This is a genomic window from Microbacterium sp. ZW T2_14 (assembly GCF_044987405.1).
In the GTDB taxonomy this organism is placed as follows: Bacteria; Actinomycetota; Actinomycetes; order Actinomycetales; family Microbacteriaceae; genus Microbacterium.
This window is the reverse complement of record NZ_JBJDRK010000033.1, coordinates 18168-36709: the sequence shown is the minus strand read 5'-3', so window position 1 is coordinate 36709 and position 18542 is coordinate 18168. Positions and strand designations below refer to the sequence as shown.

General features: G+C 68.3%; 14 protein-coding genes. 4 read left to right on the top strand and 10 right to left on the bottom strand.

The genetic code is table 11. From position 1 onward, the window contains the following. Window positions 1-198 precede the first annotated feature (198 nt). The 3 genes from ACI3KY_RS12355 to ACI3KY_RS12345 are packed head-to-tail and all read right to left on the bottom strand — an operon-like array spanning window position 199 to window position 3948. Window positions 199-1947, bottom strand: coding sequence for an ABC transporter substrate-binding protein (locus ACI3KY_RS12355; protein ID WP_404930467.1), 1749 nt, complete (start codon window positions 1945-1947; stop codon window positions 199-201). 32 nt (window positions 1948-1979) lie between these two features. Continuing rightward, window positions 1980-2936, bottom strand: coding sequence for a carbohydrate ABC transporter permease (locus ACI3KY_RS12350; RefSeq protein ID WP_404930466.1), 957 nt, complete (start codon window positions 2934-2936; stop codon window positions 1980-1982). Between the two features lie 10 nt (window positions 2937-2946). Then, window positions 2947-3948, bottom strand: a complete 1002-nt coding sequence (locus tag ACI3KY_RS12345) for an ABC transporter permease (protein ID WP_404930465.1) — start codon at window positions 3946-3948, stop codon at window positions 2947-2949. A 336-nt stretch (window positions 3949-4284) separates the two neighbouring features. On the opposite strand from ACI3KY_RS12345, the gene ACI3KY_RS12340 reads away from it, so the two are divergent. Continuing rightward, the gene (locus ACI3KY_RS12340; protein WP_404930464.1) at window positions 4285-5292 is read left to right on the top strand and encodes a LacI family DNA-binding transcriptional regulator; all 1008 of its coding nucleotides are present in this window, start codon (window positions 4285-4287) and stop codon (window positions 5290-5292) included. Between the two features lie 16 nt (window positions 5293-5308). Here ACI3KY_RS12340 and ACI3KY_RS12335 read toward each other — a convergent pair whose 3' ends face one another. Then, on the bottom strand, window positions 5309-5980 hold the full coding sequence (locus ACI3KY_RS12335; RefSeq protein WP_404930463.1) for a rhamnogalacturonan acetylesterase: 672 nt from the start codon (window positions 5978-5980) through the stop codon (window positions 5309-5311). Window positions 5981-6029: 49 nt separating this feature from the next. On the opposite strand from ACI3KY_RS12335, the gene ACI3KY_RS12330 reads away from it, so the two are divergent. Further along, window positions 6030-7817 carry an ABC transporter ATP-binding protein gene (locus ACI3KY_RS12330; RefSeq protein ID WP_404930462.1) on the top strand — a complete coding sequence of 596 codons (1788 nt, stop codon included), beginning with the start codon at window positions 6030-6032 and terminating at the stop codon, window positions 7815-7817. 111 nt (window positions 7818-7928) lie between these two features. Continuing rightward, entirely contained in the window at window positions 7929-9029 is a 1101-nt protein-coding gene (locus ACI3KY_RS12325) for a Gfo/Idh/MocA family protein (RefSeq protein WP_404930461.1), read from the top strand. A 157-nt stretch (window positions 9030-9186) separates the two neighbouring features. Here the strand turns inward: ACI3KY_RS12325 and ACI3KY_RS12320 are convergent, their stop codons facing one another. From ACI3KY_RS12320 to ACI3KY_RS12295, 6 genes are read right to left on the bottom strand one after another with little or no spacing between them, the layout of a single operon-like run. Beyond that, on the bottom strand, window positions 9187-11943 hold the full coding sequence (locus tag ACI3KY_RS12320; protein WP_404930460.1) for a Tat pathway signal sequence domain protein: 2757 nt from the start codon (window positions 11941-11943) through the stop codon (window positions 9187-9189). Then, complete coding sequence (locus tag ACI3KY_RS12315) at window positions 11940-12584, bottom strand: DUF1961 family protein (RefSeq protein ID WP_404930459.1); 645 nt, start codon at window positions 12582-12584, stop codon at window positions 11940-11942. Before ACI3KY_RS12315 ends, ACI3KY_RS12320 begins: the two co-directional genes overlap by 4 nt. Further along, window positions 12581-13462, bottom strand: a complete 882-nt coding sequence (locus ACI3KY_RS12310) for a carbohydrate ABC transporter permease (RefSeq protein WP_404930458.1) — start codon at window positions 13460-13462, stop codon at window positions 12581-12583. Before ACI3KY_RS12310 ends, ACI3KY_RS12315 begins: the two co-directional genes overlap by 4 nt. Then, window positions 13462-14433, bottom strand: a complete 972-nt coding sequence (locus ACI3KY_RS12305) for an ABC transporter permease (RefSeq protein WP_404930457.1) — start codon at window positions 14431-14433, stop codon at window positions 13462-13464. The genes ACI3KY_RS12310 and ACI3KY_RS12305 overlap by 1 nt, the downstream gene beginning before the upstream one ends. A gap of 58 nt (window positions 14434-14491) precedes the next feature. After that, the gene (locus ACI3KY_RS12300) at window positions 14492-16039 is read right to left on the bottom strand and encodes an extracellular solute-binding protein (RefSeq protein ID WP_404930456.1); all 1548 of its coding nucleotides are present in this window, start codon (window positions 16037-16039) and stop codon (window positions 14492-14494) included. 51 nt (window positions 16040-16090) lie between these two features. After that, window positions 16091-16750: a YesL family protein gene (locus ACI3KY_RS12295; RefSeq protein WP_404930455.1), complete on the bottom strand. Its 660-nt coding sequence runs from the start codon at window positions 16748-16750 to the stop codon at window positions 16091-16093. 417 nt (window positions 16751-17167) lie between these two features. On the opposite strand from ACI3KY_RS12295, the gene ACI3KY_RS12290 reads away from it, so the two are divergent. Then, window positions 17168-18472 (top strand): ABC transporter substrate-binding protein, encoded by a 1305-nt coding sequence (locus ACI3KY_RS12290; RefSeq protein ID WP_404930454.1) that lies wholly within the window; start codon window positions 17168-17170, stop codon window positions 18470-18472. Window positions 18473-18542 lie beyond the last annotated feature (70 nt).

The following is an 18542-nucleotide window of genomic DNA, read 5'->3' as shown; positions in this document are numbered from 1 at the left end:
ATGCGGACCGATACGCGCGGATCCGCCCTCAGCTCGGCCCACGTCCTCAGATGAGGATGCGCGGAGTCCCGATCCGACAGACGACTACCGACACGGATGCCGCGCCCGGCACCCCAGCGCAGGGCACAACTACCGCCACGCAGGGGACGACGAAGGGCTCGGGATGCGGCATCCCGAGCCCTTCGCGTCACGCGGGGGTCAGCCGGCGAACTCCTCCGTCACGGCGACACGCGCGTCGTTCTGCGACTTGGCGTTGTCCATGTCGAACTCGAGCACCTGCTCGTAGCCCAGACCGTTCGCGGTCTCGATGAGCTCGTCGCGGAGCGACTCGAACTGCGCCTCGCTGTCGGCGAAGACCATCTGCCACGAGAGCTGCTTGATGATCTCCTTGACCTGGTTGCGGAGCGTCTCGATCTCGGAGCTGTCGGCCGGCGCCGCGTAGCTCGCACCCGGCGCGACCAGCACCTGGTCGTTGGTCTGCAGATACTCCATGGTGGAGGTGACGCCGCCCATCTTCGCCGACCAGTCCTCGGTGAGGGGGTTGGCGATGGATGCCTGGTACGTCGGCCAGAACGTGTAGCTGTACGGCAGCCCGGTCTCGGTGTCGACCTCGATCGGCAGGACCGCATTCAGGTTGAGGGCCGAGACGCCGTCGGCGTAGTCGCCGCCGCCCCACTCCTCGGGAACGGTCGCGCCGCCCTCGAGGAAGACCTGGCTGCCGAAGTCGGTCAGCTCGGGCTCGCCGGCGTCGTTGACGTCCCAGGTGAGACCCTGGGGGCCGGCCGATGCGCCGGTCTGGCTGCTGTTGGCATACGCGCCCTCGGCGGAGTACAGCCAGTCGATGAACGCCGCGATGCGCTCGGGATCCTCCGCCTTCGAACCGATGGCGAACACGGGCTTGCCCCCGTACGCCTCAGCGCCGTACGAGAAGATGTTCTGGTCCTCGAGCGGGACCATCTCGAATCCCTTGCCCGCGGCCATGTTCTCTTCGGTGTTGTACGCCGACTGGCCGAGCCACGGCCACCACGAGAACAGCACCTGCCCGTTCTGGAACTTCGAGAACAGGGTGTCGTAGTTCTGCGTCGTCGACTCCGGGTCGACCAGGCCCAGCTGGTTGGCGTCGAAGTACAGCTTCAGGTTGCGCATGTACTCGCTGTCGGGGTCGAGGATGCTCTGGTAGTCCGAGCCGTCGGCCTTGGCCAGCACGAAGCCCATCTCGTCGTAGCCGTAGAAGCAGGCGGGCTGCTTGGCCGTGACCATCATGTTGCCGTCCCAGTCCTTGAACAGCGAGAAGGCGTAGGTGGGCTGTCCGTTGTCGGCGGTGGGGTGGGCCGCCTGCATGTCGGCGAGCACCGGGAGGAGGTCTTCGAGGGTGCTGATCTGGGGGTAGCCCGCCTCTTTGTAGTAGTCCCAGCGCACGTACGGGCCGAACGTGGGATTCAGGCCCTCCGACGGCTCGGTGGGCTTGAGCGAGGAGACCGAGGAGGGGAAGCCGTAGACGCCGTCCTTCCCGTCATTGAGCTTGTCGACGGCCGCATCGAACTCGGCGAGGTTGTCCATCGCGCCCACGTAGTTCGAGGAGTCCTGCACCAGGCCGCCCTCGATGAGCTCGTCGAGCTTCTCGCCCTTGTCGGTGATGATCAGATCGCCCAGATCACCGGCCGCGACGCGGGTGTTGTAGAGAGTGTCACCGCCGCCCGCCACGTTGGGGGCGATGATGTTGAGCTTCATGTTGAACTTGTCTTCGACGATCTTGGCGAACCAGCCCTGCTGGATGCCCATGTAGTTCGCGAGACCGTCGAACACGTCGATCGTGATCTCCTTGTCCCACTTCTCGGGGAACTCGTCGATCGCGCCCTGCTCGGCGCCGCCCGCGCTGCAGGAGGCGAGGGAACCCGCCGCGAGCAGCGTCACGAGCGCCAGGGACACCTTCTTTCGAAGCTTCATTGCTTTCCTTTCTTGGTGGTGCGTGGCCGCCGTCAACCCTTGACGGCGCCCAGCATGATGCCCTTCACGAAGAAGCGCTGGAACAGGGGGTAGATGAAGATGATGGGCAGCACGACCAGCACCGAGACGGTCATGCGTATCGACGTCGGCGTCTGCTGGGTCGCCACCCCGGCGATCTGCCCGAGATTGCCGCCGGCGTTCTGCGCGGCCTGGGCGAGGCTGGACGCCTGGTTGATGAACATGTAGAGCAGGTACTGCAGCGTGTACAGGCTCTGGTCGGTGATGTAGATCAGGGTGTCCTGGAAGCTGTTCCACTGCGTGACCGCGCTGAAGATCGCGATGGTCGCGAGGATCGGCGTCATGTTCGGCAGGTACACGCGGAAGAAGACCTGCAGGATGTTGGCGCCGTCGACCTCGGCGGCCTCCTGCAGCTCCCGCGGCATCGACTCGACGTAGGTCTTCGCGAGGATCACGTTGAACGGCTGCACCACGAACGGCAGCACGTAGACCCAGAAGTTGTTGGTCAGTCCCAGCGTCTTCATGATGATGAACACCGGGATCAGGCCGGCGCTGAAGTACATCGTGATGATGAGGAAGCGGTACCAGAACTTGCGTCCCCACATGCGGGTCTGCGTGAACATGAACCCGAGGAACGCGGAGGCGAGCACGGTGAGGGCCGTGCCGATCACGGTGCGCCCGATGCTGACCACTGCCGCCATCGGCAGTCCGGGCAGCTGGAACACCTGGCCGTAGTTGGACAGGTGGAACCCGACCGGCCACAGCCGGACGTCACCCAGCGCCGAGACGTCGTTGGCACTGACCGAGTTGATGATCAGGTAGTAGAAGGGGTACGCGCAGATCAGCGCGAACAGCAGGAACAGGGCGTAGTTGCCGATGCGGAACAGGATGTCGCCGGCCGAGGCCCGGTAGCGCGCCGAGGTGTCGCCGCGCTTCGTGGTGGTGAGCGTCTTGGTCATCGTCGTCGTCATGGCCGGCCCCTCACACGATCGATTCGCCGCGGACGCGCTTGGAGACCGCGTTGACGGTGAGCAGCAGGGCGACCGAGATGAGGGACTTCAGCATGCCGATCGCGGTCGCCAGCGACAGGCTGTTGCCCGTCATGCCGATGTTGTAGACGTACAGGTCGAGCACCTGGATCCACTCCTTGTTGAACGCGTTCTGGAACACGTAGTACTGCTCCATGCCGTTGTTGAGGATGTTCGCGATCGACAGCAGCAGCAGCACGAGGTACGTCGGCATCAGCTGCGGCAGCGTGATGTACCGCATCAGCTGGAAGCGGCCGGCGCCGTCGATGCGGGCCGACTCGTACAGCGACTGGTCGATGCCCGCGATCGAGGCCAGGTAGATGATCGCCCCCCAGCCGAGCCCCTTCCAGATGCTCCAGAGCGTCATCGTGATCCACACGTTCTGGTCGCTGTCGAGGAACTTGATCGGCGTCGTGATGAGCCCCGTGTCGGCGAGGACGTCGTTGACCAGCCCCGAGCTCGAGAACAGCGAGAACGCGATCATGTAGACGAGCACCCACGAGATGAAGTTCGGCAGCGCCGTCAGCGTCTGCACCGAGCTGCGGAACCAGGGCGCCTTGATCTCGTTGAGGAGAATCGCGAAGAACAGCGGCAGGACGGATGTCGCGATCCCGAGGAAGCTGATCGCCAGGGTGTTCATCAGCACCTGGCCGATCTGGGCCATCTGCGTGGGCGAGCTCACCAGCATCTGGAACCACTGCAGACCGACGAACTCGCTGCCCTCCAGCCCGAGAGCCGGCTTGTAGTCGTACAGCGAGTAGATCCACCCGTACAGCGGCAGGTACGAGAACAGGAACGCCAGGATCAGGAACGGGACGATGCAGAGGAACAGCGTGAACGAGGTCCGGCTGCCCGCCGGCCGCAGCCGCCGACCGCGGCGCTTCTTGCCGTTCGCATCCAGGTTGTGGACGGCCGCCTCCTGGAAGACCGTCTGCGCCTGCGCCTGCGTGGTCATCGGATCGTGACCGGGTGCCGGGCCGCTGAGCCCGTCGAGGCCGTTGCCGGGTGAGCATGACGCCGTCCCATGTCACTCCTTCGTGTACGTGGCTGCCGCTCCCGTCGGGGGCGGAAGGCAATCTTTCGTCGAACCGCTTCGATTTCGAACCGCTTCGATTGAAGAGTAGGCGCGAGCGCGCCGTTCGTCAAATGTCTGGCCGTAACGCCGAGGTAACGATCCGATGCGGGCACGGCGCGGCGATCGGCGGAGGGAAAGCGCATACCATGGTCGCATCGGACGCGCGGGGGCGTCCGCCCCCGGTCGGGCGCCGGGCGACCAGGACGGAACGGCGACATGAAGCGAGTCGGCATCCGTGATGTCGCGCAGCGCGCCGGGGTGTCGATCAGCACGGTGTCGAATGCGCTCAACCGCCCGCACATGGTGAGCGAGCGCCTGATCGATCGCGTTCGCTCGGCCGCCGACCAGCTCGGCTACGTCCCGCTGCAGGCTGCGCAGCAGCTGCGGGCCGGACGATCGGGCCTGCTCGGCATGACCGTCATCAACATCGCCAACCCGTTCTTCGCCGACATGGTGGCCGGCGCCGAGGACGCCGCGTCCGCCTCGGGACTCCGCGTGCTCGTCGGCAACTCCAGCGACGACATCGCCAAGGAGCGCGACCACCTCGAGCTCTTCGAGCGCGTGCAGGTCGAAGGAGCGCTGGTGAGCCCGTTCGGTCCGCTCGAGCCCTGGCTGCAGCGACTGCGCGGTCGCGGCATCCCGGTCGTCCTCGTCGATGCGGTCGACGACACCGGCGAGCTGCCCTCGGTGTCGTTCGACGACGTCGCCGGGGGGCGGCTCGCCGCCGAGCACCTGCTGGCCGCCGGACGGCGCCGGCTGGCGTTCGTCGGCGCCCGCGAGGAGGTGCGCCAGGTGCGCGAGCGGCTGCAGGGCGCGCGGCTGGCCGTGGCGAGCCACCCTGGCGCATCGATCGAGCCGATCTGGACCGCGCGCACCACGTCGGCATCGGGTCTCGCGTCCGGCGCGGAGCTGGCGAGCCGCTCCCCCGCCGATCGTCCCGACGGGATCGTCACGTCGAACGACCACCTCGCGATCGGCCTCGTCCACGGGCTCATCTCGCACGGGGTGCGCGTGCCGGAGGATGTCGCGGTGGTGGGCTACGACGACATCGAGTTCGCCGCCATCGCCGCGGTCCCTCTCACCTCGGTGCGTCAGCCCGCACGCGAGATGGGCCGCACCGCGGCCGAGATCCTGCTGGCCCGCATCGCCGGAACGGCCGGCGCGGACGTCGGCAACGTGGTCTACCTGCCGGAACTCGTCGTCCGCGCCTCGACCGGCGGCTGAGCCGGCAGCCCGCCGGTCAGCTGACGAGCTGCGAGCCCTTCGCCGGCTCATCGCCGTCCCTCCGCTCGATGGCGCGCAGCGACCACCCCACGAAGGCCGCGATCCGGCGCGCCCCCTCCTCGCGGAAGTGCGTGTCGTCGGTCAGCCCCTCGCTCCAGAGCGCGTGCTCACCCGGTGCGAAGTGCGAGAGCAGCGCAGCGGATGCCTCGGGGCCGAGATCCTCGTAGAGCCACGTCGTGAACGCCGTCAGGTCGATGAGCGGCACGTCGAGGTCGTGCGCGAGGTCTCGCACGGCGTTGGGGTAGCCGCCGTGTGTCGGAGTCACGCGATCGCCGTCGAACCAGCGCCTCTCGACGGACGTGCACAGCACGGCGGTCGCGCCGTGCGCGCGGACGTCCTCGACCATGCCGCGCAGGTTGGTGGTGTACCCGGTGCGCGCGCCGAGCTCGGGAAGCTTCTGGTCGTTGTGCCCGAACTGGATGACGACGGTGTCGCCCGGCTCGACGGCGTCGAGGAGGCGCGTCCACGATCCGTCAGCGAGGAATGACGCGGTGGTCGCGCCACCGTAGGCAAGATTGCGCACCGGCGTGCCGAGCACGGGCTCGACGTACGAGCCCCATCCCGTCATCGGCAGCTCCTCGGGCTTGGCGGGCGCCACGGTGGAGTCGCCGGCCAGGTGATACGTCATATCTGTCCTTCTCGGGATTGCTCGCGGCATGCGTCGGTACCATTGCATCATGACGCAGAAAGCGTTTACCGGCGCCATTCGCACCATCTCCATCGCCCAAGGTCCCCGGCCGGGCCGATCCGTGCTGCGCCTGCTCGCCCGGAGGCCCGCACGCATGACCGCGGCGCTCCTGGCGTTCGCCTGCAAAGAGATCCCGCTGTGGTTCCTGCCGGTGGTGACGGCGAAGATCATCGACCTCGTCGCGACGGGCGGCGAGGTCTCGACGGTGCTGGTCTGGTTCGCGGTGGCCGCCGTGCTGCTGATCCAGAACTATCCGATGCACATCGTCTACACGCGCAACTTCATGACCGTCGTGCGCGACACCGGCGCCGACCTGCGCAACGCGCTCGCGGCGCGCCTGCAGAGCCTCTCGATCGGGTACCACACCCGGGTGAGCTCATCGATCGTGCAGACGAAGGTGGTCCGCGACGTCGAGAACGTCGAGCTGATGCTGCAGCAGGTCACCCACCCCCTGCTGTCGTCGACGATGGTGCTGATCGGCGCGATCATCATGACGGCGATCACCGTGCCGCAGTTCCTGCCGGTCTACGCCCTCACCGTGCCCATCGCGCTCGTGCTGCGCGCCGCCCTCAGCCGCCGTTCGCGGGCCCGCAACGAGGTCTTCCGCCGCGAGGTCGAGGGTTTCGCCGCCCGTGTGGGCGAGATGGCGTCGCTCATCCCCGTCACCCGCGCCCACGGGCTCGAGCGCACCGCGGTCTCGCGCGTGCAGGCCGGCGCCGATGGCGTCCGCCGCGCGGGCCTCGATCTCGACATGCTCAACGGACACGTCGCGTCGATCTCGTGGGTCGCGATGCAGCTGTTGGGACTCGGATGCCTCGTGCTCGCGGCGATCTTCGCGCTCACCGGCGTCCTCCCCATCACGCCGGGCGAGGTGGTGCTGCTGTCGACGTACTTCACGCTGCTCACGCAGGGGCTCACCTCGCTGCTCATGCTCATCCCGGTCGGTGCCCGCGGCCTCGAGTCGATGCGGTCGATCTCGGAGGTGCTGCAGGAGCCCGACCTCGAGCAGAACGAGGGCAAGCGCGCCGTCGCACGCGTCGGCGGCCACCTCGAGCTGCAGCACGTGTCGCACCGCTACGACGGCGCGGAACGGGATGCCGTCCACGACGTCTCGCTCGACATCCCGCCGGGCGAGACGGTGGCTTTCGTCGGCTCGTCGGGGTCCGGCAAGTCGACGATGCTGAACCTCGTGCTGGGCTTCGTGCGGCCGACGTCCGGACGCATCCTCCTCGACGGCGCGGACATGCAGGGCCTCGACCTGCGGACGGTGCGCCAGGCGGTCTCCGTCGTGCCGCAGGAGTCGGTGCTGTTCGAGGGGACGATCCGGGAGAACATCGCGTACGGCCTCGACGATGCGTCGGAGGAGCGCCTGCGCCAGGCGCTGCGCGACGCGAACGCCGCCGAGTTCGTCGACGTGCTCCCCGACGGCTGGGACACGGTGGTCGGCGAACGCGGCGCCCGCCTGTCGGGCGGGCAGCGACAGCGTCTCGCGATCGCCCGGGCACTCGTCCGCGATCCGCGGATCCTGCTCCTCGACGAGGCCACCTCGGCCCTCGATCCCGAGTCGGAGGAACTCGTCAAGGAGGCGCTCAACCGCCTGATGCGCGGCCGCACCACTCTCGTCGTCGCCCACCGGCTGTCGACGATCCGCCAGGCCGACCGCATCGTCGTGCTCGAGCACGGTCGGGTCGTCGAGATCGGCGCCCACGACGAGCTGCTCGCGGCGGACGGCCGCTACGCGCACCTCCACGCCACGCAGGCCGGCCGCCCGCGCTGACCCCCACACCGTCCCGCGGGCATCGATCTGGGATAGCGCTTTCCGGCCGAACGACTTAGGCTGGGAGGGATGCCGCGGCCACCGGCATCCCGAACGAAGGGGTTTGCCCGAATGACCGACACCCTCCGCTGCGCGATCGTCGGAACCGGGGCGATCGCCCGCGCTCATGCGCAGGCCATCGCGGCGTACCCGCACGCGCAGCTGGTCGCGGTCACCGACCTGTCCCGCGAGTCCGCGTCGGCCTTCGCGGGCGAGTTCGGCGGCCCTGCAGTGTACGACGACCTGGGGAGCCTGCTCGAGGCGGAGCGTCCTGACGTCGTGCACGTGTGCACTCCCCCGGTGGCGCACCGCGACCAGTCCGTCGCGGCGTCGACGGCCGGCGCGCACGTCATCGTCGAGAAGCCGCCGGCGCCCAGCCTCGAAGAGCTGGACGAGATGCGCGCCGCGGCAGCCGCTGCGGGCCGCGAGCTCGTCGTGGTGTTCCAGCAGCGCACCGGCACGGCCGCCGCGCATGTCAGGCGCCTGCTGGACGACGGCGCGTTCGGGCGTCCGCTCATCGCGCAGTGCCAGACGCTGTGGTTCCGCGACCCGGCCTACTTCGCGGTCCCGTGGCGCGGCAAGTGGGAGACCGAGGGCGGAGGCCCGACCCTGGGCCACGCCATCCACCAGATCGATCTGCTCGCGTTCCTGCTCGGAGAGTGGGAGAGCGTGCAGGCGCGGCTCTGGCGGCTCGATCGCGAGACGCAGACCGAGGATGCCTCCACAGCGACCGTCGCATTCGCGAACGGCGCGATCGCCTCGGTGGTCACGAGCGCCGTGTCACCTCGCGAGACCAGCTCGATCCGCATCGACACGCAGCGCGCGACGATCACCGTCGACCACCTCTACGGACACGGGCACGAGAACTGGCGCATCACCCCGGCCCCCGGCTTCGAGGACCAGGCCGGCGACTGGGCACTCCCCGACACCGAGGAACCCAGCAGCCACGACGTGCTCATCCGCGATGTCTTCGACGCGCTGCGCAGCGGCGGGCCGCTTCCCGCCGTCGGCGAGGAGCCGGCGCGCTCGTTCGAGCTCGTGGCGGCGATCTACGCGTCGGCGGCAGCCGACGGTGCGGTCGTGACCCCGGACGCGCTCGCCGCACACCCCACGCACCGCCGCGGGTTCGCCAGCCCCGTCACCGATCGCCGAGGCGCCGGCCGGATCGGATGACCCGGGCCCGCGCGGGTGACCCGGGGCCGCGGATGACCCGGCCCGCGGGATGACCACCGCACACCCGTTGACCGCGGGCCGGCGGGGCTGACCGCGGTCACCCAGCGGGGCCGACCGCGGTCACCCCACCGTCACGTGACGCGAAGCGGGCGCCCCGCTACGAGCGCAGTTCGGGCAGGCGGTCACCGATCAGGGCGAGGTTCTGGATCGCGGCGAGACCGTACTGGGCCACGTCGTTCGTTCCGACGCTCGGCGCCTCGTCCACAGGGTTCAGCACCGCAGGACCCTCGATGCGGCGGAGCACGAAGTCCCGTCGGTGCACCAGCCACTCCCCGATGCCCTCGAACGCCTGCCACGCGGCATCCGCCATCGCCTCGTCGCCCGTGCTCGCCGCAGCGTAGGCGGTCAAGCGACTGTGCGCCTGTTCGAGATGGATGCCGGTGAGCCGCTGGCCGACGGCCGCCACCTGCTCCTCGGGCGAGGCGAGGTAGAGACGGCAGTACTCGAGCCAGGCCTCCCGGAATCCGGGGACGTCGACGAGGTCGATGAGCTCGCTGCACACCTCGACGAGGCCGAACACCGCACTGAGGTGCGACACCGCGACCCGGTCGCGCGTGGTGTCGAACCGGCCGGTCTCGATGTCGTACAGCGCCTCGCCGGTGAGGAACCCGCGAGGCAGCTTGCCGATGTCGGCCATCGTGCCCAGCAGCCGGTCGCGCGAGCGCTCGTTGCCGGTGCGCTCCCAGTCGGCGAGCCACGTCGCCGCCAGCGCTCCCCAGTCGGTGCCGAGCCCGACGGCGAGCGCGCCGCGGTCAGGGCGGTAGGTCGCGGCATCCGTGCGCACCTTGCGCGTCGGATCGGTGTCGACGAAGCGCTCGTCGCTGTCGCGCAACTCGGTGAGCAGGTCGCCGACCCGCTCGTCGGCGGTGAGGAAGTGGAAGATGCGCCGGTAGATCGGACTCGAGATGCGCAGCTGCTTGGCGCTGCACCCCCAGTGCTGCACGTTGTGGCGCGAGCCCAGGCCCTGCCATCGACCGAGGTGATAGACATCGACCTCGCCGGTGTGCCGGGTCATGGCCTCGGCGAGGCGGAACACGTCGGCGCGCCCGGTGCGCAGGTACGAGTACCAGAGCCAGAGATCGGGAGAGAGCTCGCTGTTGTCCCACGCGTAGCCGCCGACGTCGTAGCGCCACACGTGCCGGTCGAGGTCGTAGGCGTGCATGACGTCGCCGTAGTTCCAGAAGCCGTACCAGCGGCGCTGGTCGATCTGGCCGAGGTAGTAGTCCAGCAGGAAGTCGACGCTGTCTTCGATCTCGGCGCGCGCAGGGGTCGACCGGTCGACGGGCGCCCAGTCGCCGAAGACGCCGACGGCGTGCAGGTGCTCGGGGGTCGGCTGCAGCAGCGGCGGGCGCTGGACGGCCGCGACGGATGCCGCGACCTCCTCGATCGCGGGCGTCGCGGCGTACGCGAAGAGCGTCAGCTCGTGCGTGCGGGCCACCCCGTGGGCGTCGCCGAAGCCGGGCTCGTAGTCCTCGTAGGTGATCTCCAGGCCTTCGAGCTGCGTCGCGAAGTCGTCCTGCCCGAGACCGTCGTGGTAGAACCGCACGTCCATCGGCTGCGCCTCGGGCGCGTACAGCCAGGCGGTGAGCTCGGCCCTGTCGCTCGTCGCCCGGCGGAGGTCGAGCTGGCCCGGGTGGGACTGCCAGAACGAGCGGATGCCGACCCCGAGGCCGCCGGTCGGATCGCTGATCGCGACGTAGCCCTCCGCCCGGGTGCCCGCTCCGGCATCGATCCAGGCGTGACCGGGCGCAGTGCGCTTGCGGATGCCGAACCCGTCGGCGCTGAGCTGGGTGAGGGTGACGTCGCCCCACGCCGGGATGAGTTCCAGGCGCTCCGACACCTCGGGGTTCCAGGTGGCGGTCGGCGGCGTCCGCTCGCCGCGGATCTGGGCCCGGCGGACCTCAGCACCGGGGTCGCGACGGAGCCCCGTCAGCCCGCGCACCGCCTCGGCGAAGAATCCGCCGTCGGCGCCCGCGAACCGCACGTGGCGGTCGTGCAGCGCAGCCCGCAGCGGCACGTCGGCCCGCAGCCCGAGACCTGCCAGGAAGTCCTGCTCGGCATCGCCGTCCCACACCACGCTGTGCACGACCCGCACATCGGCGGATCCCGCGACGACGACGACGCGCACAGTGAACGGCAGCCATTCGCGGGAGCCGTCGGCGGCGCGGTGGACGCCCTCGACGCGCACCACCGCGCGCACCGGGCCGTCCTGCTCGACCACGACGGTGCGGACGCGCGAGCGGAAGTGCCGGCGCGGCGCGGCGCCGCCGTCCTCCGTCACCTCGTCCTGCAGCAGGCTGACCAGTCGGAGATCTTCGGCGACAGTACGACCGTCACGCACGACGCGGCGCACGAGGGTGTCGACCTCGGCATGCTCGGGGCGCGCGAACGCGATGTCGACGACACCGTTGGAGACGACGATCTCGTCGGGCGTCTGGTTCACCCGCACGAGCTGCGCTTCGTCTCGCTGGCGCTCGCTCAGCGACCGGGGTGTGGGCTCCACTTCGTCTCGCTGGCGCTCGCTCAGCGACCGGGGTGTGGGCTCCACTTCGTCTCGCTGGCGCTCGCTCAGCGACCGGGGGCCTGCATCGCCGGCATCCACCACCACCTCGTACTGCGTGGGGACCGCCAGCGCGCCGACGGCGCAGCCGGCCCACTTGAGCGAACCGTCGGGCCACGTCGCGAGCGGCCAGAACTGCGCCGGAAGGAACGAGCCGTCGACCTCTCGCAGGCCGAGCACGGAAGCCGAGGCGACGGTCCCGCGCGGAAGCGGCACGCCCCATGTCGCACCACCTGGGAGGCGGGCGGGCGGGGCGTCGTCGAGCCAGCGGAGCGGGATGGGTGCAGCGGTCACAGCGAATGAACCTCCAGGTTGCGGTAGTGGGCGACGAGCGGCGCCATCTGGCGGAAGCCGATCCGGCCCCCGCGCACACGCGGACCGGTGGACTCGTCGTCGGTCCAGGAGAAGAGGGGCAGGTCGTCGATCGAGAACGCGACGTGCGCGGCGTCCTTCACGACCTCGACGCGGTAGAACGCGTCCTTCGCATCGACGACCGGCGGCAGCGGGTCGGCGCCCTGACACACCAGATGGAACCCCGGCGATTTCCGCAGGTTGCACGTGTGGAACGCGCGTTCGTCCTCCCACCGTCGGCGGAAGTACGACACGTGCAGCGTTCGGATGTCGCCGGAGTGGTACTGCGGGTACCGGCCGGTGCGGTGGGCGACGCCGTCGTCGAAGATGCCGCCGCCGCCCAGTGCCGAGGCGCCGAAGAACAGCATCGCGAGGCCGGGCTCCTCGCGTGGCGAGAACTCCCACGCGACGCGGATCCGGTCGGGGAAGACCTCCGGGCACCACAGCGTCCAGTGGTCGTCCGCTCCTCCCCGGCTCGACAGCGCCAGCGCGCCATCGACGCCCCGTGCGCTCACGGGCCCCTCGGCGACCCAGCCGTCGAGATCGGATGCCGCCCCCAGCGGGTTGCGGTACAGCAGCGTCACCCCTTCACCGATCCGATCAGCATCCCCTTCGCGAAGTGCTTCTGCAGGAACGGATAGAACAGCACGATCGGCAGGGTCGCGACGATGATGACGGCGAACTTGATGCCCTGCGCGGGCGGCAGCTGGGTGGGGTCGGACTCCACGATCGACAGGTCGGTGGCCACCGTCACCTGGCGGAGGAACATCTGCAGCGTCCACATCGAGCTGTCGTTGAGGTACAGCAACGGCGACATGAAGTCGTTCCAGATGCCGACCGCGTAGAACAGCGCGAACGTCGCGAGCACCGGCTTCGACAGTGGCAGCACGATGTTCCACAGCGTCTGCAGCTCGTTCGCGCCGTCGATCTTCGCCGACTCCTCCAGCTCGGCCGGCAGCTGCTGGAAGAAGTTCTTGATGATGATCAGGCTGAAGGGGTTGATCGCCATCGGCAGGATCAGCGCCCAGTAGTTGTTGAGCAGCCCCAGGTCCTTCACGACGAGGAACGTCGGGATCATGCCGCCGCCGAAGACCATCGTGAACACGATCAACGACAGGATCAGGCGACCGCCGGGCAGGTTCGCCTTGCTGAGCGGGTACGCCATGGCCGCGGTCAGCGTCAGCTGGACGAGCGTGCCCACCGCGGTGACGGTGATGGTCGTGACGAGCGCCCGCACGAACGCGGGGCTCGTGAAGATCGCCTCGTACGCGTCGAGCGAGAACGTCTCGGGCCAGAGGAAGAACGACCGGGTCGCGAGCTCGGCCTCGGTCGCGAACGATCCGGCCAGCACGAAGATGAACGGGATGAGCGCGACGATGCCGATCGCGATCATGAGCACGACGTTGAAGACGTCGAACACCCGGCCGGCGGGCGTGTTGAAGCGGTACTTCTCGCGAGCCATCAGAAGATCCCTGCCTGGTTGAAGCGCTTGGCGATCCAGTTCGCCCCGAAGATGAGCACGACGCCGACGACCGCCTTGAACAGGCCCACCGCCGTGCTGTAGCTGTAGGAGCCCTGCGTGATGCCCATGAAGTACACATAGGTGTCGAACACGTCGGCGACCGAGCGGTTGAGCGAGTTGGTCATGAGGTAGATCTGCTCGAACCCGGTGTTGAGTATCTGCCCCATCTGCAGCACCAGCATCACGATGATGGTCGGCATGATCGAGGGCAGCGTGATGTGCCACACCCGCTGGAACCGGCCCGCGCCGTCGATGATCGCGGCCTCGTACTGCGCCTGATCGACGCCCGCGAGCGCCGCGAGGAAGATGATGGTGCCCCAGCCGGTGTTCTTCCAGATGTCCTGCAGCACGATGATCGGACGGAACCATGCCGGATCGGCCAGGAAGTTGATGTCGGTGCCGAGCATGCCGTTGATCAGTTGGAACAGCGGACCGACGTCGAGGGCGAACAGCAGGTAGGTCAGCGACGCCACCACCGTCCACGACAGGAAGTGCGGCACGTAGAGGAGCGTCTGCGTCGTCCGCTTGAGGACCGTCACGCGCAGCTCGTTGAGCAGCAGCGCGACGATGATCGTCAGCGGGAACGCGATCAGCAGGCTCAGCAGGGCGAGGATCAGCGTGTTCGCGAGCAGCCGGGGGAAGTCCGGGCTCGAGAAGAAGTCCTCGAAGTGCGCGAAGCCGACCCACGGGCTGTCGGAGATGCCGAGGAACGGGATGTACTCCTTGAACGCGATGATCGCGCCGTACATCGGCCAGTACCGGAACAGCACGAAGTAGACGATCCCGGGCAGCAGCAGCAGGTAGAGCCACTTGAACTGCGTGAAGTGCACGCGCACCCCGCGGCGACGACGCGACTGCTTCGCTACGGTCAGCGTCTCGGTCTCGGTGATGGCGGTGTCGAGCATGGCCATGGCAGAACCTCTCAGGGCGCCGGGGCGGCGGAGGACCCGCCGCCCCGGCATCCATCGATCACTTGTCGGCGTCAGCCAGCTCGTTGATCTCGTCGATGACGTCGTCGCCACCGCTGGAGCGCCACAGTTCGATGGCGTCCTTCAGCCCGTCGAGGTCGATCTGGCCGGCGATGTACTGGATGCGCGCGTCGGCGACGATGGTGTCGAGCTGAGCGCCCTTCGAGATGTAGGTCTGCGACACGTACGGCGCCGACGGATCGAATTCGGCGACCTTGAGGTCGTCGGCCTCGATCTGCTTGCGCTTGTCGTACATCTCCTGCTCGTACTCGGACGCCTGCTTGGGCAGGTAGCCCTGGAATCCGGTCACGTTGGTGCCGAGCTGGGCGTAGCTCGCCGAGGTGTCCTTGAGCGCCTGGGGCGCGTCGTCGACCGCGACCGCCAGGTCGCCGTCGAGCGTGTAGGTCTCGCCCTCGATGCCATTGTTGAGGATCGGGCCGGCCTCTTCGGAGTTCAGCTTGTTCAGCACCTCGAGCACGCCCCGGAGGTCGGCCTCGGTCTTGACGCTCGACTTCGGGATGGCGAGGAAGCCGCTGTAGCCCGTGGTGGGCAGCGCGTGCACGTCGCCGTCGGGGCCCTCGAGGTTGCCGGTGACGTCGACGTAGTTGTCGAAGTTCTCGGGGTCGGACTGCTTGAACAGGTTGATCAGCACGGCGGCGCGCGAGTGCACGTCGAGGATGATGCCGCCCTGGCCGTTGAGGAACGGCTCGTTCCACTTCGCCGAGTCGAACGTCGCGAAGTCGGGGTTGACGACGCCCTCCTCGACCAGCTTGCGCTCGAACTTCACCGCGTCGAGCCATTCGTCGGTGGTGAAGTTGGGCACCAGTTCGCCGTCGCGATCGGTCCAGCGGTTGCCGGCGCCGTACCAGGTCTCGATCGCATCCCACGGGCTGTTGGTGCCGATCGTGCCGGGCCACTTCGGGATGATGAGGCCGTAGGTGTCGTCCGCGCCGTTGCCGTCGGGGTCGTCCTCGGTGAACGCCTTGGCGACCTTTTCGAGGTCGGCCGTGGTCTTGGGCATGTCGAGCCCGAGGTTCTCCAGCCAGTCCTTGCGGATGAGGACCGCTTCGCGGATCACGTCGCGGGCGCGGAACACGCCGTAGACCTTGCCGTTGACGCTCGACGCCTTCTGCACCTCGGGGAACGTCGTCTTGAGGTTGGGGTAGTCGGCGAGGTAGTCGGTGAGATCCCAGAACGCGCCCGCCTCCGCGTTGCGCACGAAGCCCGGGTCCTTGCCCTGGATCACCATGACCTGCGGCAGGTCGCCGCCGGCCAGCGTGATGTTGACCTTGTCGCCGTACGACGAGTTCGGCACCCACGTCATGTCGAGGTCGACGCCGATGACGTCCTCCACGGCCTTCTCGATCTCGTTGTCGGCCTCGGGCGCGTTGGTCACGAGGTACGGCGCCATGATCGAGAGGCTCTTGAGCTTCGCGGCTTCCGTGTCCTTCGCACCATCGTCGCCGGAACCGCCTCCGGAGCAGCCGGTGAGGGCGAGGGCGGCGACGACGGCGATGCCGACGCCGACGAGCGGCTTGCTGTGGTTCATGACGGGAACTCCTTCGTTCGGTGGGGACTGTTCTCTAGGGGACGGAAAGGATCAGGAAGAGCGGGATGCCGCGGGGGCGCGGTCAGCGAGAGCGCGGTCGTTGGCGGCGAAGAACGCCATGCACAGGACGGTGCTGAGGGTCAGCCACGCGCCCACCGTCAGGAACGGGACGACCCCGGGAAGGATGCTGCCGACCCCCGCGATCGCGACGGCACCGAGCAGCAGCAGGACCACGTGCAGGACGTTGCGCATGGCCCAGCGGCTGGCCATGAGGAGGTAGGCGCCGAGCGGCAGCTCGTAGTGGACGTACAGGGGGACCGAGACAGCGGTGATGACGAAGGCCGCGGCCAGCGCGACGACCGTCGAGATACCGAGCACCGAGCCGAGGGCGCCGGCGGCCAGCTGGCCCGCGACGCCGACCGCCAGCATCCCGGTCACGAGGAATCCGAGACCGAGCGCGAGGTTGGACGTCCGCAGATCGCGGCGCCACGCGGCGGCGAAGCTCCGTGCGACCGGGAACACCTCGCCGCGCAGGCGACGCCGGGTGAGGTCGGCGGCCGCGGTGCTCGAGGGGACGATGCCGAAGACGATTCCGCCGGCGAGAGCGAACACCCACCACAGGGCGTTGACGTACGCCATCCACCACACCCAGTCGAAGACGGCGTGAGCGCGCAGGGCCCACGTCGGCATGGCTGACGCAGAGTTCGTCATCACATCTCCATCGTTGTGGGCGAGAGCGCTCGAACGGGAATACGTTTTCCCGGCCGAGCCACGAGTAACGTAACCGCCTCCGACAGAGGAGTCAACTCATCCAGCCGGCAAAACTGAAACGTCTCATGCAAATCTCAGAAACGTTTCGAGAGTCACGCGGCGACGCGAGCCGCGCGGATCCAGGCCTGCGCCGCGATGACGCGCCATCTTGGACCCGCACGTCGGATGGCGTCGTTACTGAATCGTTCTAATTCGTCGAGACGATGCCTTGCGAAACGTTTTTAGAGCGGGTACGGTAGCGGGCAAGCGCTTTCCAGCACCGCATCACCCGCACCCGAATGCGCCCACCCCCGCATACCCAGACGACGTAGGTCTGCACGCGGACAGCGAACGCAGACGTTCCTAAGGAGGACAAGGATGTTCAGCAAGAAGCGGGCACTCGCCACCGCCGCGATCGCGGCAGGCGCTGCCCTGGTGCTCGCCGGCTGCGCCGGCGGCAGCAGCGACTCCCCCGGCGGCGGCACTCCCACGTTCGACCCGGATGAGGAAGTCACTCTCAACATGTCGTTCTGGGGCAACGATGTGCGCGCCGACCTGTACAACCAGGTGATCGCGGCCTTCAACGAGGAGTACCCCAACATCACGGTCAACACGTCGTTCCTCGCCTTCCCCGAGTACTGGGAGAAGCGCCAGACGGAGGCGGCCGGCGGCGGCCTGCCCGACGTCATGCAGTTCGACTACTCGTACCTGCGCCAGTACTCCGAGAACGGACTGCTGCTCGACCTCGACCCGTACCTCGGTGGCATCATCGAGACGGACCCGCTGCCCGAGAACATCCTCAGCATCGGCGTCGTCGACGACAAGACCACCGCCATCCCGACGTCGACGAATGCGTGGGGTCTGTACACCAACCCCAAGCTGCTCGAAGAGGCCGGCGTCGACGACTTCGCCGGCGGCGACTGGGAGGACTACACCGACTGGATGGGCGAGGTCACCGACGCCAGCGGCGGCGCGATCTACGGCGGCACCGACTACACCGGACGCATCCAGAACTTTGAGGTGCAGCAGCGCGCGAAGGGCGAGGACCTCTTCACCGAGGACGGCAAGGCGAACTTCACCAAGGACGACCTGAAGGAGTTCTGGGAGCAGGGCGACGCGACCCGCGACGGCATCGGCCTCCCCGCTCAGAAGGCGGAGGAGTTGCTGCCCCTGTCCGGCTTCGATGCCGGCCTCACCGCGAGCGAGCTGACCTGGGACAACTTCGGCGCCGGCTACCTGGCGAATCTCGGCGAGGGCTACACCGAGCTCAACCTCATCGCGCCGCCCGTCACCGAGGAGGGCGCCAAGGATCTGTATCTCAAGCCCTCCATGCTCGAGGCCGTCTCGGCCAAGACGAAGCACCCGGAGGCCGCCGCCACCCTGGTGAACTTCCTCATCAACAGCCCGGAGTCGGGCGAGATCTTCGGCACCAACCGGGGCCTGCCCGCTTCGGAGACGGCGCTGGAGGCTGCGAACCTCGACCCGATCAGCCAGCAGATCAAGGACTACGAGGCATCGATCTCCGACCGCCTGGGCGATGCCCCGCCCGTCCCGATCAACGGCTACGGCACGCTCGAGCAGAAGTTCCTCGAGATCGGCAAGGAGCTCGGCTTCGGCACCATGTCGGTGGACGACGCCGTCGACCAGTTCTTCTCCGAGATGGACGTCGTCCTCAACCAGTGACGTTCGCCCGGTCCGGGCGCGCGAGCGCCCGGACCGGGACCCCTCACCCTCCTTCGTGCATTGGAAGTGT

Coding starts and splice junctions, on each gene's coding strand:
- ACI3KY_RS12330 (WP_404930462.1), top strand. CDS start 6,030: ATGACGCAGAAAGCGTTTACCGGCGCCATTCGCACCATCTCCATCGCC.
- ACI3KY_RS12350 (WP_404930466.1), bottom strand. CDS start 2,936: ATGACGACGACGATGACCAAGACGCTCACCACCACGAAGCGCGGCGAC.
- ACI3KY_RS12355 (WP_404930467.1), bottom strand. CDS start 1,947: ATGAAGCTTCGAAAGAAGGTGTCCCTGGCGCTCGTGACGCTGCTCGCG.
- ACI3KY_RS12295 (WP_404930455.1), bottom strand. CDS start 16,750: ATGACGAACTCTGCGTCAGCCATGCCGACGTGGGCCCTGCGCGCTCAC.
- ACI3KY_RS12290 (WP_404930454.1), top strand. CDS start 17,168: ATGTTCAGCAAGAAGCGGGCACTCGCCACCGCCGCGATCGCGGCAGGC.
- ACI3KY_RS12300 (WP_404930456.1), bottom strand. CDS start 16,039: ATGAACCACAGCAAGCCGCTCGTCGGCGTCGGCATCGCCGTCGTCGCC.
- ACI3KY_RS12340 (WP_404930464.1), top strand. CDS start 4,285: ATGAAGCGAGTCGGCATCCGTGATGTCGCGCAGCGCGCCGGGGTGTCG.
- ACI3KY_RS12325 (WP_404930461.1), top strand. CDS start 7,929: ATGACCGACACCCTCCGCTGCGCGATCGTCGGAACCGGGGCGATCGCC.
- ACI3KY_RS12345 (WP_404930465.1), bottom strand. CDS start 3,948: ATGACCACGCAGGCGCAGGCGCAGACGGTCTTCCAGGAGGCGGCCGTC.
- ACI3KY_RS12305 (WP_404930457.1), bottom strand. CDS start 14,433: ATGGCCATGCTCGACACCGCCATCACCGAGACCGAGACGCTGACCGTA.
- ACI3KY_RS12335 (WP_404930463.1), bottom strand. CDS start 5,980: ATGACGTATCACCTGGCCGGCGACTCCACCGTGGCGCCCGCCAAGCCC.
- ACI3KY_RS12310 (WP_404930458.1), bottom strand. CDS start 13,462: ATGGCTCGCGAGAAGTACCGCTTCAACACGCCCGCCGGCCGGGTGTTC.